The organism is uncultured Draconibacterium sp. (genome assembly GCF_913063105.1).
Lineage (GTDB): Bacteria > Bacteroidota > Bacteroidia > Bacteroidales > Prolixibacteraceae > Draconibacterium.
Map to the genome: position 1 here is coordinate 13,248 of NZ_CAJXYQ010000014.1, position 17,057 is coordinate 30,304.

Sequence of the window (17,057 nt, forward strand, 5' to 3'; positions counted from 1 at the left end):
ATGTTACCCATAGAACAAAAAGCAATGAAACCCGAAATCATTAAAAAGATTGATGAATCGGGAATAATAGCCGTACTGGTTATTGATGAGGTAAAACATGCGGTGCCACTTGCCAATGCCTTTTTAAAAGGAGGTGTAAATGCCATTGAGCTTACCCTGCGAACACCGGCAGCACTTGAGGCAGCTGAAACCATAAAAAAGAACTGCCCCGAAATTAATTTGGGAATAGGAACCGTTTTAACCGTAGAGCAGGTTAAAGCCATTGCCAGTCTGGGAGTTGATTTTGCTGTGGCTCCCGGGTATAATCCACGGGTAGTTGAAGCAGCACAGAAATACGGTGTTTCTTTTGCTCCGGGTGTTACTACCGCATCAGAGTTGGAAGGTGCTGTTGAACAAGGCTGTCGCATACTGAAATACTTTCCTGCCGAGCCCATCGGAGGGATGAACTACCTCAGCAATATGGTGGCTCCGTATCAGTACCTGGGCTTAAAGTTTATTCCACTGGGTGGCGTAAATATGGATAATGCAGCAGGTTATATCAAATCAGACCTGATTACCGCCATTGGAGGATCGTGGCTCGCCAAACGGCCCTTGATACAAGCCGAAAACTGGGACGCAATTACTGCGAATGCAAAAGAAATTACAAGCTTAATTAGTGAAATAAGAAGTAAATAGTAGATAGTAGTGAGTAGATAGTACAAGGTACTGAGAAAAGGAAAGTTTCACTGCAAATAAGCTCATTACTCCTATCTTTAAATCTAATAGTCATAGAATATGAAAACCATAGTAACTTTCGGAGAGATAATGGGACGTTTATGTCCTGAAAATTTTCAACGCTTCCGCCAGAGCATGCCCGGAAAACTGGACATCACCTTTGCCGGAGCAGAAGCCAATGTGGCAGCATCAATTGCAATGTTGGGCGGAAAAGCCCGCTTTGTAACAGCTTTACCCGACAATGAAATGACGGAGGCCTGCCTTACGGTTTTAAAAGGAATTGAAGTGGATGTTTCGTGCATTCAGAAGGTAAAACAAGGCCGCTTTGGTTTGTACTTTGTTGAACGCGGGGCTAACCAACGTCCCAGCTGTGTAATGTACGACCGCGAATACTCATCGGTATCAATGACTCACGGCGACTCATACGACTGGTGTAAAATTATGGATAATGCCGGCTGGTTACATACAACCGGAATTACTCCTGCTTTGTCTGAAGTTTCAGCCGAAGCTACCGAGGTGGCCGTGCGCACTGCCAAAGAAAAAGGATTAACCGTTTCGTGCGACCTTAATTTCCGCAAAAAACTGTGGCAATGGCAAAACGGAACACCGGCAAACGAACTGGCTAAAAAAACAATGAAAGCCATTTTGCCTTATGTTGATGTTGTTATAGCCAACGAAGAAGATGCTCATGATGTACTGGGAATTGCCGCTGAAAATACTGACATCGAGAGCGGACAGCTTGACGTGGATAAGTATACTGACGTGGCCAAAGAAATTGTAAAGCAGTTTCCGAATGTGAAGAAAGTAGCCATTACTTTGCGCGAAAGCCTTTCGGCAACCCATAACAACTGGGGCGCCATGCTTTACGATGTGGAAACCGACTATTCATATTTTGCTCCTATGGAAAACGGAGAATACCGTCCTTATGAAATAAAAAATATTGTTGACCGTGTAGGTGGTGGCGATTCATTTGGGGCAGCCCTGGTGTTTGCTCTTAACACGCCCGAACTGGCCGATTCTGAAAAAGCTATACGCTTTGCGGTGGCCGGTTCATGCCTTTGCCACTCCATTAACGGCGATTTTAACTACTCTTCGCGTGACGAGGTAGAAGCGCTTATGGGCGGCTCGGGTTCGGGGCGGGTGGTTCGTTAAGGTTTTAAACAGTTATCGAAAAACACCCTTTTTAGATATTTTTTAGCCCCGTTCAAAACTGAGCGGGGTTTGTATTTTTAAATCGAAAATAAATGCCTGCCCATTTTGGGGGTAAAACTGCTTTAACAGTGCTTCCGAAATGGGGTAGTATGCAAAATTTTGAACCATGAAACAAAAACTTTTTCTTGTCGGACTTCTGCTTTTATGCAGTTCAACATTCCTTTTTGCACAAAAAGACTGGGAAAACGAGGCCTTTTTTGAACGCAACAAATTGAAAGCCCGTGTAGCATCGTATTCCTATTTAAATGCAGATGATGCTTTGGAAGGGAAACGTGAAAATTCGCGAATGAAATCCTTAAATGGTACATGGAAGTTTCGATTTGTGGAAGACGACGAGCAACGGCCACTTGATTTTATGGAGAAAGATTTTGCAGGCAGCAATTGGGATGATATTGAGGTGCCTTCAAACTGGGAACTCAAAGGATACGGCCAACCCATTTATACCAACATTGTGTATCCGTTTACACCAAATATTTTAGATACTACCTTGCAATTCGACTGGAAGGGGCCACAACCGCCAATGCCGCCAACAATCTATCGCGATAACCCGGTAGGTAGCTATTTTCGCGATTTTGAGGTGCCTGATGAGTGGCAAAATGAAAGTATAATTTTACACTTTGGTGGCGTTACTTCTGCTTTTTACCTGTGGATAAATGGCCGGGAAGTTGGTTATAGCCAGGGTAGCTGCCTGGCAGCAGAGTTTGATATTACCGCGTTTGTGAAACCCGGCAAAAACCGCGTGGCCGTGCAGGTTTTTAAATGGAGCGACGGAAGTTACCTGGAAGACCAGGACATGTGGCGCCTGAGTGGAATACACCGGGAAGTACTGTTACTGGCCCAGCCCAAAATTGCCTTAAACGATTTTTATGTGCGCACCTCATTTGATGCCAACTACCGTAATGCAAAATTGGAAATTCGCCCCCGGGTTTGGGTGCAAAGCAATGATGTTAACCTGGATGGTTGGAAAATTACAGCTCAACTTTTTGATGAGACAAATAATCCGGTTTTGGACAACGAACTTTCATGCGCTGTAAAAGACGTATACTTTGAACGCTGGCCTGCACGCGATATTACCACTTTTGCTTTTATGAAAGCCGATGTTCGGGCACCTAAAAAATGGACGGCAGAAACACCACATTTATACACTTTGCTGTTTGAAGTTAAAAATCCGGATGGCGAAGTGATAGAAGCGCGTACGCAGAAAATTGGTTTCCGAAAGATTGAGTTTAGTAAAGATAATGCGCTGTTGGTTAACGGAAAACCTGTAAAAATTATGGGCGTAAACCGACACGACCATAGTGCAACAAACGGTAAAGCACTAACGCGCGACGAAATGCGCAAGGATGTAGAACTGCTCAAACAGTTTAACTTTAATGCGGTGCGTACTTCGCATTATCCCAACGATCCGTATTTTCTAGAGCTTTGTAACCAATACGGCTTGTATGTAATGGATGAGGCCAACATTGAAACGCATCACTTGGGTGGATTTATTCCGCAAAGTCCAAACTGGACTGCCGCGTTAATGAGCAGGGTTTACCGCATGGTAGAGCGCGACAAAAACGAACCCTGTATTATTTCCTGGTCGCTGGGTAACGAATCGGGAACAGGGCCAGCATTTGCTGCAGCAGCAGCCTGGGTGCGCGATTTCGACCCCTCGCGATTTATACATTACGAAGGCGCCCAGGGCGATCCTACTCATCCGCTTTTTAAAGAAAACTGGGGCTACAAAACAACTTCGTCGCCAACCTTTGCCAATCCAACCGATCCCCAGTATGTTGATGTGCTAAGTCGCATGTACCCCGATTTAAGCCAGCTTATTAACATGTCGGAAAATGCCCATATTAACAGGCCGGTAATTATGTGCGAATACCTCCATGCCATGGGAAATTCAATTGGCGGATTAAACGATTGGTGGAACGAAATAAATGAGCGCCCCAACCTAATTGGCGGCTACATTTGGGATATGATTGACCAGGGGCTGGAAAAAGAAGGTCCCAACGGGCAACTTTTTTATGCCTATGGCGGCGATTTTGGAGATATTCCAAACGACCAGAACTTTTGCATGAATGGCGTTTTTGCCAGCAATCGTACTCCAAATCCCCATGCCTGGGAATGTAAATATGTTTTTCAACCCGTTGTTTTTGAGGCTGTTGATGCCAGCGCTGGTTTGGTGCGTATAATCAACCGCTTTTCGTTTACCAATCTCAGAAACTACGAAATACGATATAGCATTGCCGAAAACGGAAAAATTATCGAAAGTGGCGCGTTGCCTGAATATGATATTGCAGCAGGTGAGAGTGCTGTTTTGCAGGTGCCTTTCAAAAATGCTGATTTAAAAACCAATGCAGAAAATATTTTGCGCCTAAGCCTGCACGAAAAAAACAAGCGTTTATGGTGTAACGCCGGTTTCGAAGTGGCGAAGCAGCAATTGCCACTTACAACTATTCCTGCTATGAAAGAATACAGCTCTGAAAGTAAAAATACCATTGAATTAAAGGAAAACGACACCGAAATTGTAGTTGCCGCCCGGGATTTTTCCGTAAGCATCTCGAAAAGGACTGGCGATCTTTTTTCGTTTAAAAAGGATGGCGAAGAGCTGTTGATGGCTCCTTTGCAACCAAACTTTACGCGCCCGGCAGCCGATAACGACGTGCGGGGGGCCAGCACGAATTACATTGCTAAAAGCAAAGCTTTCTGGACACAACGACTCAAGGTCCGAAAAGCAGAAAACATTAAGATTGTGCAAGAAACCGACAAGGTGATTATTAATATCGATGTGGAAACCGGAGAAAATGTGGGTTTAAATATAAATTACATCATTTTTAATGATGGAACCATAAAAGTAAAATCCGAATTGGAAACAAGCCCGGATGTTCCCGATCTTATTCGCTTTGGCATGACTATGGGAATTCCGTATAAGTTAAAAAATGCCAGTTTTTATGGGAATGGTCCTTTCGAGAATTATCCCGACAGAAAAAGTGCCGCTGAACTTGGCGTTTACAATTTTAAAACCTATAACCTGTTTAACAGTTATGCGCAGCCTCAGGAAAATGGCAACCGCACCGAAACTCGCTGGCTAAAAGTGTTTGGCGACGATAAAAAGCATGGTATCGAAGTGAACGGGAATCCGGAATTTGGCTTTTCGATATGGCCCTATGCTGCCGGTAATATTGATAAGGCCAAACATCCGTTTGAGCTGAAAAAGCAAGGATTTTATACCTTAAACATTCATTTAACGCAAGCTGGTTTAGGAGGAACACTCTCAAATATTTTACCTGAATACGAATTAAATGCACGAAAATATAGTTTAGAGTTTACAATAAGTACATTGAAATAGTCGGCTTTAAAAAACTTTAATTCAGCTCGGGTGTTTATTTTTAAGTAGTGCTATATTTTTTTGAAGGTATTTGTTTTGTAAAATTGTAATATGAAACTGGTTTTAAAAAATTCGGATAGCCCCTTAAAAGAGCGCCTCGATATTACCAAGAAAGAAATTCCTTGTCTTGATTCTTCGTGGCATTATCATGCGCAGTACGAACTTTTGTACATCTCTCAAAGTCACGGCATCCGGTTTGTTGGCGACAGCGTTTCTCAGTTTGCACCCGGCGAATTGGTTTTGGTTGGACCTTATTTACCCCATCTTTGGCGCAACGACCCTTCGTTTTACAAAGAAGAAGATACCAACAAAGTAAAAACTATTGTGCTTAAATTTACGAAAGAGTTTATTGGCGATGGTACTTTTAATTTACCCGAATTTCATGGGGTAAATGATTTATTAGACCAGTCGAAATTTGGTGTGTTTTTTGGCAGTGAGGTGAGCCGCAAATTTCACGACGACTTAATCGGAATTATCGATTTGCCGGCGGCCGCACAAGCCATTAAATTACTGGATATGTTGTATCAACTATCGCTAACTGAAGATAAAACGATACTTTCCTCAACCGACATGCGGCAATACACCACCGATAATTCGCAGCGAATTGATACCGTAATCAAATACATTTCAAATAATTATGCCAATCCGATTAGTCTTGAGGATGTGTCGGAACAAGCCTGTATGACCACCAATTCGTTTTGCCGTTTTTTTAAAAAAATGACCAATAAATCCTTTACCGAATTTTTAAATGAAGTCCGCATCCGAAATGCATCCCGGTTGTTGGCCCAGGAGGATACGCAGGTTTCTGAAATCTGCTATTCGGTGGGATACAATTCCGTTACCAATTTTAACCGCCAGTTTAAAAAAATAACCGGAATTACCCCAAAAGATTACCGGAGTACGATTTAAGTTCCACGCTTATCGCTTTCTCTGTTCATCACAATAAATGGTTTAATCCATCCATTACTTCATTATTCTTCTGTACTAGCCCTAAAATTACTTTTATAAGTGCACCGAATTAATGCAACCGATTGAAAAATGAGCTCGGGGTAAAATAGTGCCATGAGTTGGTAATTTATACAAATATTAACATTCGGGGAAATCGTTACTTTGTTGGTGTAAAGTATTGCTGTGTTTTGCTTTATCGTAAAATAAGCTCGTTTTTGATGGTTTAGGTTATCGGGCTTTTTTTGCAGGAAGTAGCAGATATTTGACCTGAGATTTTAGAAGGAAATAAAGAAAAATGTAAAATGGGAAAGCATTGGAGCCGCCTTCCCATAGTGCAGAGCGAGATAGAAATCAATATTAATAATCACTCTAATATCGTAAACTTATGAAAAAATTACGAGAATTGAAGACATTTGTCAATAATGCAAAAATTGACAGTCCGGTCTTAAAAAATCTTTTCAAATTCTTCTGTTTTTCAGTTTTGTGCTTGTGCTTAAGCTTTGGAGAAGTTTGGGCTGCAAAAACTGATTTGCAGATGGGAAGTGTTCAACAAAGTACCATTTCAGGTACTGTAAAAGATGCTGATGGAGAACCACTACCCGGAGTAACCGTTGTTGTAAAAGGAACAACACAGGGTACATCAACCAACATTGATGGCGAATTTACACTAACAGGAGTACCTGCTGATGCGGTATTGCTGATTTCGTTTGTTGGTATGAAAACACAGGAAATTACTGTTGGCGATCAGACCAGTTTCAACGTGGTTTTGGAAGCCGATGCAATTGGACTGGAAGAAGTTGTGGCCATTGGTTATACCGTTCGTAAAAAAGGTGAAGTTACCGGTTCGGTAGCAACAGTAAGCTCTGAAACACTGGAGCGTACTGCCAGTAAGGATGTGGCAAAATCTTTATCGGGAAAAGTACCTGGTTTAATTGTTAACGACCGCGGTGGTTATCCTGGTGACAACGACATGACTCTATTGATTCGTGGTAAATCAACCTTAAACAACAACGCGCCTCTTATTCTTATTGACGGGATTACTGCAGGAACAAGCGGTATGGCTAATTTATCTCCCGAAGATATTGAGTCGTTAACCGTGTTGAAGGATGGTGCTGCAGCAATATACGGTGCACGTGCTGCAAACGGTGTAATTCTTGTAACAACAAAACGTGGTAAAAGTGGTGCACCTAAGTTTAAATTAAGCACTTCGTACAGTATGTCAACTTTTGCTGTAAAACCAAAGTTGATGTCGTCTGAACAATTTGCTATTTATAACAACGAAATTGCAGCAAGACAAGGAAGTCAGTTGCCTTATTCGCAGGAAGATATTGCAAAGTATGCATCGGGAGAAGATCCAATAAATTTCCCGAATACCGATTGGCAAGACCTTACTTTTGCCGATTATTCTCCAGAGGCACGTGTAACTTTCTCGGTTAGTGGAGGTAGCGATAACGTAAAATATTTCGTTAGTGGCGACTACATGAACCAAACCGGATTATATGATTCGGGCGACTTAAATTTCGAACAATATCAGGTACGCTCTAATTTGGATATTAAATTACACGAAAAATTAAGTGTAGGTATTGACCTTTCAGGACGATTTGGTAAGCGAAACCAACCAGGTGTAAATGAAAGCTATATATACAAGCATATCTATGTAAACTTCCCAACAGAAGTTGGTATTTATCCTAACGGATTGCCAGCATGGGGTGGTGAAAACGGATCGAACCCGGTTATTATGTCAAGCGATGAAGCCGGTTTTGTTAAAACTACCGACAACGATTTACGCAGTAAATTCTCATTCGACTGGAACCTGGATGGAGTTACAGAAGGTTTAAGAATGAAAGGATTTGCCGGCATACGTAAAATGAGTAACGACGTTAAAAGCTGGTATACACCCTGGACCGTTTATCAATACGATGTAAGTAACGATGATTACCGCGAAGTACAGGGTTACTCGCAAGATGGGAACCAGCGTATTTTGCGCGAAAGTTTTTGGAAATACGACGAGCTGATGCTAAATGCAACCGTACACTACGACCGTACTTTTGACGATCACACAATCAGAGGCTTTGCCGGTGTTGAGCAGTTTTCTTCAGAACAGCGTAACTTTTGGGCCGAGCGCAAAGATTTCCCAAGTCCTGATCACCCGGAACTATTTGCCGGTGGCGATGATGGCCAGGGATCGTCAGGTACATCAGCTGAATGGGGGCGTGTAAATTATTTTGGTTCATTGTCATACGATTATGCAAAGAAATATTTTATCGATCTGACTCTGCGCCATGATGGTTCGAGTAACTTCGGAGACGGAAACCGCTTTGGTACTTTTCCGGGTGTTGGTCTTTCATGGGCTATCGGTAACGAAAAATTTATGGATTGGTCGGATAGTTGGTTAAATGCCTTAAAGCTTCGCACATCGTGGGCAATTATGGGTAACGACCGAATTGCGTCTTTCCAGTATTTAACACGCTACAACTATGGTGGTGCAACCGATGCTGCGCAGCCTAACTGGTATATATTTGGAACTAACGGTACGCGTTACAACGGATACGATCCTTCTACCACACCTAACCCCGATATTACCTGGGAAACAGCTGATATGAAAAACATTGGTCTTAGTTTTATGATGTTCGATAATCGCTTATCGGGAGATGTAAACTATTTCTACCAAAAACGTGAAGACATTCTGATTACACGAAATGCTTCGATTCCTGATGTTGCCGGGGTAACCTTACCACAGGAAAACCTTGGTAAAGTAGATAATTATGGTTGGGAGTTGCAACTTGGATGGAACGACAAAATAGGTGAAGTAAATTACAACTTTGGAGTAAACTTCACACAGGCGAAAAACGAGGTGGTTTATTTAGATGAAGCCGCTGATGTTCCTGAATGGAGAAAGCGTGAAGGCCACCCAATGGATTCATACATTGTTTATCCAACTTTTGGCCTGTTCCAAAGCGAAGATGAAGTAAACAGTATGACGGCAAAAATCCCCGGAACGGTTGCTGGCGAGCCTGCTTATGTTGATGTTGATGGAAATGGAAAGATTGATGCGAATGACAGAGTTCGTTCCTATACTTCAAATGTTCCTGAAATACAATACGGTATTTTTGGTGGAGTTGAGTTTAAGAACATTAATTTAAACTTCCTGTTCCAGGGACAGGCGAAAGCACAGACGATTGTTTACTTCGAGTCGCACGGTGCCCGTCCGGACTTCTTGTTTACCGAAAGATGGACGCCTGAAAATCCTACCGCCAAATACCCTCGCGCATTTGTTGCCGGCGATGGATATAGTGCAAATCTCGGAACACCCGACAATTTTCAGGGAGCTGACCTATGGTTGCACGATGCTTCTTTCGTTCGACTTAAAGAATTGGAATTGGGGTACACCCTATCAAAAGAAGTTATTGGGTTTGGCGATTTGAAGCTTTTTGTAAGAGGTAATAACCTGTTAACTATGTTCTCAGATATTTACGACCTTGGATTTGATCCTGAATCAAGTGAGATTATCGACTTTAGAGGATCGCGTTATCCGGCGATGAAGACTTATAGTGTTGGATTAAACTTGAATTTCTAACAAACAGATTAAAAGCTTAATAAAATGAAGAAAATAAAATTATCATACATATTAATTCTGTTTGCCATGCTTGCATTCAACAGTTGCGAGGATGTGTTAGAGACAGAAGCAAAAGATGCATTTGCAGAGGATTTAATTTACAGTAATCCTGACCAGGTTGAACGTTTGGTGTTCACTGCCTACAACAGTACTGAAAGCTGGAGTTTCAATCGTTTTCAGTGGTGGGGCCGAAGATTTAATATCGAGGGCGCTTCGTTTGAAGCAAAATTTAATTTTAAAGATTTAGACCAGTACCGTATGCGCGGAGGTTTAACACCCAGTAATTTAGGAATGTGGGGTGGTAAATGGGGAAACTACTGGGACTATGTGCGCTTAACCAACGAATTCCTGGACCGTATTGACGATAGCCCGGCAATGGCAGAAAATCCGGACAAAGTGAATGTGTTAAAAGCAGAAATGAAATTCCTTCGGGCCAACCTTTATGCCAAACTTGTAAACCTACACGGCGGTGTACCCATTATGGAAAACGCTTTAGGTTTGGATGACGATTTTAATTTACCACGCGATAGTTACGAAGCTTGTGTTGATTTTATTGTTAGCGAATTGGATGAAGCAGCGGCTATGCTGCCTGAAACACGTCCTGACGATGAATTTGGAAGGGCGACAAAGCTTTCAGCTTTAGCTGTAAAGTCACGAATATTACTTTATGCTGCTAGTAAATTACATGATCCGGCTTACGCTCCCAGTAGCGATGCTTTGTACACCTATTCAAAAGCAACAAAATGGCAGGATGCTTCCGATGCAGCTAAAGCGGTAATTGATTTGGTTGGTGCCCGCGACCTTATTGCTGTTGCTGATGCCGATGCTTACCAAAAGCTATTTTTGTCGCCTAACCAGGATATTTTATTTGCACGCCCATACGGTTCACAGTATTACGAGTTTGGAACCGATGCCAACTCACTTTGGGACCAAACGCAGAGCCCGAATGGTTATGGCGGATGGGCACTTTCATCGCCTTCACATAACTACGCGCTGCAATACAATATGACCGATGGTACAACCACCAGCGAGGGAACTTTTGACGCCGCAAACCCTAATGCCAACCGCGAAATGCGTTACTATGCCAACCTTTTATTCCAGGGGGCAGATTTCCGCGGACGTCCGGTTGATTATGCGCTGGCTCAAAATCCAAGCCCTGAGACTCCACACGGTTTAGATTCTCCACAAGGAGGCGGAAATACCTTACATTCATCAAAAACAGGTTATAACATTCGTAAGTTTCAAGATGAAAGCGTAGCCGTTTCAGGAGGTATTTCTCCAAACCGCCCGTTTATTTTATATCGCTTGGCAGAGATTTACCTGAATTATGCCGAAGCTCAGTACCACTTGGGAAATGAAGATGAAGCTCGCACTTTCTTAAATAAAGTCTCTACGCGTGCCTTGCAACCTGAAATTACAGCTGAAGGTGCCGACCTATATGAAGCTATAAAAAGAGAAAGAAGAGTTGAGTTGGCATTTGAAATGCATAACTACTACGACGAAAGAAGATGGATGGAAGAGGACCATTTAGGTTTTGACGTAAGAGGTTTAACCTGGACTAAAAAGGCCGATGGTAGTCTTGTATTTGAGGAATATACCGTAGTAACACGACCTTGGTGGGACAAACATTATTATTTACCAATACCGGCTTCGGAAGTTGAAAAAGCTCCTGCAATGGCTCAAAACTACGATTATTAAACAGTAGATATTTGTTTTATTTCAAAAACTGAGAAAATGAAAAAAAGATTAATATATTTTTTAAGTTTCATCATTATGGGCTTCACTGCAGCAATAATCACCAGCTGCGAAGATGATGAACTCTTTTCAATAAAGGAAGTACTGATAACCTGGGAAAATCCGGCCGATGTAATTGATGGTGTTGCCTTATCAGAAACCGAATTGAGTGCAACTGCAAACGTACCCGGAACCATGACTTTTACTCCTGCTATGGGAACAGTTTTACCAAAGGGAGACCATACATTAACTGCTGAATTTACACCACGCGATGCCGGTAAATATCCGTCACTATCAAAAACAGTTACAGTAAAAGTAGTGGATAAATTAATTCCGGTTATTACCTGGCCCGAACCTGCAGTATTAGCAGTAGGAACTCCGTTAAGTGCCGAACAATTGAATGCTACAGCAGATGTACCCGGTACCTTTATGTATACTCCTCCGGTTGGAACAGTTTTGCCCTTAGGCGAAAACCAGGAGCTCAGAGTTGATTTTACACCAAGTGTAATAACCCATCAACCTACATCAAAAAGCGTAATGATTAATGTAAGAGATGTTGTGCCGTTAAAATATGTTGCCAATAGCGCGATGTATATTAACGAAAATTCATTTGCATTTAATGTAGATGGTGAAGTAGGAAGTTTGGGAGACAGTCCAGAAGCAGGATTTACCGTACAGGTGGTAAATGCAGGTAAATTTGTAGATAGAGATTTTGTAATAGCAGGAGTAAGCCTTGATCCGGCAGATGCAACCCGAATAGAGCTTACGCTTGACGAAGCTATTTATTCTGACGATGTAATTTCTGTCTCTTTTAATCAGGATGCAAGCGGAATCGTTTCAACCGACGACCAACCAATGCTTTCTTTCGATGCACAACAGGTAGCAATTCCTGTGAGTGGCGATAATATTCTCGCCGGCAACTCATGGGCTGGTTTTGAAGCCGGTGGTGGTGCCAATGCTGCTGGTGCTGCAGGATACTGGGTTGGTACTGCTGAACCATGGCAACGAACTATGGATATGGCTGCTTCGGGAGATGCAAGTATGAAATATACCGGAAGTGTCAATGGAATAGCATTATGGGGAATGAAATTTGGTGCCAATGTGGATACTCAACCAGGAGCATTTGAAATTTCACACAAAATATACATTGAGCCTGGTTCAAGCGTAAAAGCAATGCGTACAGCAGTTGCCAGACAAACTAATGGTTGGGCTGATGATTTATCAATAGTTTGGAATGTTGAAAATATTGCCAGGGGAGAATGGGTTACAATTAAAAAAATTGTATATGTTCCTGTGGCAACTAAAGAAGTTGATAACAATAGTAAAGTTAGGTATTCTTATTACATAGAACCAGACCTTAATCCGGGGGTTGCCGGAGCTCAAACTTTATACCTTGATGATATGGGAATGAGACAGGTTGATATTCCTGCACGACCTTAAGCTGACGATGAAATTAGATAAGTTTAGTTTTCGCATAGTTTAGTTAGTTAGACCAATAAGCGGGGGTATATGCCCCCGCTTTTTTTTAATTGCAGGTTTTTAGTACCGATAAATTTTAACAGTAATGAAAAACATAAAACTGGTTTTGCTGCTTGTATGCAGCCCACTCTTTACGCTCGCTCAAAACTACCCGCTATCTGATCCCAACAACACCGGTGGCTGGATACTGAATGAACACATGAGCGATGAGTTTAACGGCACCGAACTCGACCGTGAGAAATGGTGGATTTTGGGTGAAGAAGTAAACGGAACCCGGGAATACCGAAACAAATGGAAAGGCCGTGCGCCGGGGCAGTTTGTTGGCCATAATGTTTTTATGGAAGACGGCGAACTGGTGTTGCGTTCGCAGTGGGAACCCGAGTTTTCATTTGTTAAAGAGAAAAATAACAATGTTTATTATGGGGGAACAGAAACTGCTGCCGATAACAGTTACCCCATTACGCAAGCGTGCATTCTTAGCGAAGGGATGTTTAAGTACGGTTATATCGAGGCACGCTACAAAGCAGCTGATGCTCCGGTAACAAACGCATTTTGGACAACTGGGTACCGCTCCGAAATTGATATGACCGAAAACTTTGGGAAGCGCCCAATTGCAAATCCTGCCAATAAACCCGAGAGTTTAGAAAGACTTTTCAGAACAAACATTATTAGTTGGGAACCGAATCTACCAGCCGACCACAAAAACTGGAAGGTGTATAAAGACATGGGTGTGCGTTTGGCTGAAGATTACCATGTGTTCGGTTTTGAATGGGATAAAGACTACATTAAAACTTATTTTAATGGCGAACTGGTGCAAAGCATTACCCGCCAGGAGCTGGAAAGCTGGGAATACGCAACAGGGAAATTCCATAACCAATGGGTAATAAAACATGCCATGGAACTGTGGATGGATGCCGAAGTATTTTCATGGTATGGCCTGCCCGAAGCCGCTGATTTGGCAGAACCGGCAGACCATCGTTACGATTATATCCGTATTTGGCAAAAAGAAATTGCCGGCCCCGAGTTTTATGCCTTGGGTTTTGAAGGGCCTTTCTACTACAAATACGGAGATATGGAGCACAAACGCAGTCAGAATTGGTGGGCTCCAAACAGCAGCCCTTTTTTATTAACCGACGAAAAGGCAGCCAGCGGCGATGGTTGCCTGGCATATAAGCAAACTACCACTATTAATACCAACCAAACCATTTATGCGCCTTACGGAACGCTCAACCTGCCGGCGGGTAATAATAAGCTCCGTTTTAAAGTGTGGAAGGAACCGGGGACAAATATTGACAAGATTAATTTTATTCTTCGCAACCCTTACCTTGAATTTCAGAAAGATATTTCAAGCATTGAAACCGGAAAGTGGGTGGAGCTTTCTGTTGATTTTAACCGTGGGGCTTCCTTGTTTACCGGAGATGCTGACCGCCTTGAAATTCAGATAAAAAGTGCTGATGTTAGCGGTGTGGAAAATACACTGTATATCGATGATATGGGATTTGATAAAGACAACAATGTTAGCGATCCACCCACTTCAAGTGAGATTATCAGGCAAAATTCCGAAATTGAACTATATCCAAATCCTGCAAAAAATAGGGTAAATATTCGCTCGGCAAATGCCACCAAATTTTCTATTTTTAATTTACAAGGCGTGGTGGTTAAACAGGAAGTAAAGCGTACTGAACCGCAGCTTGTTGATTTAAGCAGCTTGCCAACAGGAATGTACATTGTCAGTGTTCAATCCAACAATACCATCATAAATAAAAAGCTGCAGGTGAGTAGGTAAAACCATCGGAAAGCGATTGCTGTTTTTACCAGTGCTACATAAAGATAAAATAGTGCCATAAACAGGTAAATACTAAAAATACATTCTGCTACAAGTTCCCGTTCTTTATACTGCAAATTAATATCCAATAAAATGAAGTCATATCTTGTATTCGTATTGCTTGTATTTCAATTGATTCACAGTGTGTATACAAGTGCCCAAAACAACCTTTACCCCGATAGTATTTCAGGTCTGGAAATCGATTTTTGGTATGGAAGCAGCACGCAGCCTGCCGAATCTTATTCCGTAAGCATTGCAAACGACCCTGTTTTTGATGGTACCCGTTCGGTAAAATTCAATTGCCCCGATGCAGCAGTACCCACAGGCGGTCATGCAACGGTTGTTCTTGGAGGTACCAATCCCGATTACCAGTCGGGTAACATAGCCGTTACCCGGGGCGATTATGTGTTTAGTGCCAAAATATTTGTTGAAGGAACAGTGCCGGCAAATATACTTTTCTACCTTACCGAGCAATCGCAGGTAATTACCGATGGAATAAATTTAATCCTTCCTCTTGCCGATGTCAGCACAGGAAGCTGGCAAACCATTTCAATACCTGTTGCCTTTGTTGAGGATATTCCGCAAATGAAAACCGGGATACGTATGCGCGGTGTCGATTATATTGGTTTATCGGGTGCATCAACGGTTTATATCGACCAAATGGCTTTGGTGCAGGAAGTAGTGGAGCCCGAAGATACTGTCTATTCGCCCATTTTAGATGCTGGTAATAGCTGGGGATTAAACCCCGCCTATTCGGATGAATTTAACAGTACCGGAATAGATGCCGAAAAATGGAACATTGATGTAAACGACTGGGGAACCTGGTCGTGGGAGCCGGAAAATGCAACGAGCCCCGATACCGTTTTGGCTTTAAAAATGCAGCAAAAACAACATACGCGTGGTGGAAACGACTATTATTTCACTTCGGGAATTGCGCAAATAAAGGAAACCATTACCTACGGATATTTTGAAGCCCGCATAAAAGCAAGTGATAAAGGTCAGGGCACCTGCCCGGCATTTTGGTTATACAGCGTTGGGCAACCAACTCCAACCGAGGAAGGTGGGGTACAGTATTGTGAGATTGACGCCATTGAAATATTCCAAATTCCCAATCAATTAAAAACACTGGAAATGAACCTGCATACACGAATAATTGAAAATGGTGAATTAACTTGGAAACGGCCGGGACAAGGCGATACCGAGTTAACCCACAATTCGTGGGATGCCCCCTGGGACCCCCGCGACGAATACCACACGTATGCGGTGTGGAACCGCCTCGATTCAATTTTCTGGTATGTCGATGGTATTCAACGTGGCGCCAAAAAGAATTACTACTGGCATTTGCCCATGCACCTTACCGTTTCAATGGGCTTACGCACACCATACGAAAAATACATCGACGGCGTAAGAACCGTTATGCCTTATCCCGAAAGCAATCCGGAACCGGGCTTCCCAACCGAAATGTATTGTGACTATGTAAGGGCTTATAATACTTCGCCTCAGTTATTTGCAGAAGTAGACGATTATAAAAACAAGGAGTTTTTAAATAGGAACAGCCTTGAATTTGAATGCCGGTATTTTGCCGGGAATGGTGAAACGGTGCTTGACGAGACTGACCTTAACGGGCTAACTTGTTTGGTACAGGAACTGGATGAGAACGGTGCTGTTGTAACCGAAATAATGGCTGCTGATGCAACTACCATCGGCAACGAATCGGGTAAAGCAAAGCTGTCAATTGATATCAGCTCTTTAAACCCAAGTTCTGCCCTCGACGAAGGACATTATTATGTATTAAAACCTGTTTTTAAATCGTCGTTTAACGAAGGAACAGAAGTTGTTCTGGCACAAGAAACAATTCCTGTACAAATTACCGGTAACCTGGTTAGCGTTTCGGAACTGAATCAGGCACCGGATGTAAAAGTTTACCCAAATCCGGCCTTAAACCAGGTAAGTATTTCATCGGCAGATGCCACTGAAATTTTAATTTATAATGTGCTTGGAGTTTTGATAAAGCAAGAGGCGAAACTTTTTGAACCACATGTTGTGGACCTGGCCGATGTGGCTGAGGGGATTTATGTTGTAAGTGTAAAGTCGGGAAAAGGAACCGTGAATAGAAAGTTGCAGGTCATAGACTAAAACCAAAACAAGACGGG

9 protein-coding genes are annotated in these 17,057 nt (G+C 42.5%); all 9 read left to right on the forward strand.

Annotated elements, in window-relative coordinates; all coding sequences use genetic code 11:
• The 9 genes from eda (at position 1) to QZ574_RS13530 (ending at position 17,040) form a co-directional block, all read left to right on the forward strand.
• Positions 1–675, forward strand: a complete 675-nt coding sequence (eda, locus tag QZ574_RS13490) for a bifunctional 4-hydroxy-2-oxoglutarate aldolase/2-dehydro-3-deoxy-phosphogluconate aldolase (protein ID WP_297090357.1) — start codon at positions 1–3, stop codon at positions 673–675.
• Positions 676–774: 99 nt separating this feature from the next.
• Entirely contained in the window at positions 775–1,866 is a 1,092-nt protein-coding gene (locus QZ574_RS13495; RefSeq protein WP_297090359.1) for a sugar kinase, read from the forward strand.
• A 166-nt stretch (positions 1,867–2,032) separates the two neighbouring features.
• The gene (locus QZ574_RS13500; RefSeq protein ID WP_297090360.1) at positions 2,033–5,263 is read left to right on the forward strand and encodes a glycoside hydrolase family 2 TIM barrel-domain containing protein; all 3,231 of its coding nucleotides are present in this window, start codon (positions 2,033–2,035) and stop codon (positions 5,261–5,263) included.
• 90 nt (positions 5,264–5,353) lie between these two features.
• Positions 5,354–6,211 carry an AraC family transcriptional regulator gene (locus QZ574_RS13505; RefSeq protein ID WP_297090362.1) on the forward strand — a complete coding sequence of 286 codons (858 nt, stop codon included), beginning with the start codon at positions 5,354–5,356 and terminating at the stop codon, positions 6,209–6,211.
• Positions 6,212–6,785: 574 nt separating this feature from the next.
• Positions 6,786–9,827, forward strand: coding sequence for a TonB-dependent receptor (locus tag QZ574_RS13510; RefSeq protein WP_297090364.1), 3,042 nt, complete (start codon positions 6,786–6,788; stop codon positions 9,825–9,827).
• A gap of 24 nt (positions 9,828–9,851) precedes the next feature.
• Positions 9,852–11,564 carry a RagB/SusD family nutrient uptake outer membrane protein gene (locus QZ574_RS13515; protein WP_297090366.1) on the forward strand — a complete coding sequence of 571 codons (1,713 nt, stop codon included), beginning with the start codon at positions 9,852–9,854 and terminating at the stop codon, positions 11,562–11,564.
• 36 nt (positions 11,565–11,600) lie between these two features.
• Positions 11,601–13,040 carry a hypothetical protein gene (locus QZ574_RS13520; protein WP_297090368.1) on the forward strand — a complete coding sequence of 480 codons (1,440 nt, stop codon included), beginning with the start codon at positions 11,601–11,603 and terminating at the stop codon, positions 13,038–13,040.
• Between the two features lie 124 nt (positions 13,041–13,164).
• Positions 13,165–14,865, forward strand: coding sequence for a T9SS type A sorting domain-containing protein (locus QZ574_RS13525; RefSeq protein WP_297090370.1), 1,701 nt, complete (start codon positions 13,165–13,167; stop codon positions 14,863–14,865).
• Positions 14,866–14,997: 132 nt separating this feature from the next.
• A complete protein-coding gene (locus tag QZ574_RS13530; RefSeq protein ID WP_297090372.1) occupies positions 14,998–17,040 on the forward strand; it encodes a family 16 glycosylhydrolase in 2,043 nt (680 codons plus the stop codon).
• Positions 17,041–17,057: the final 17 nt, after the last annotated feature.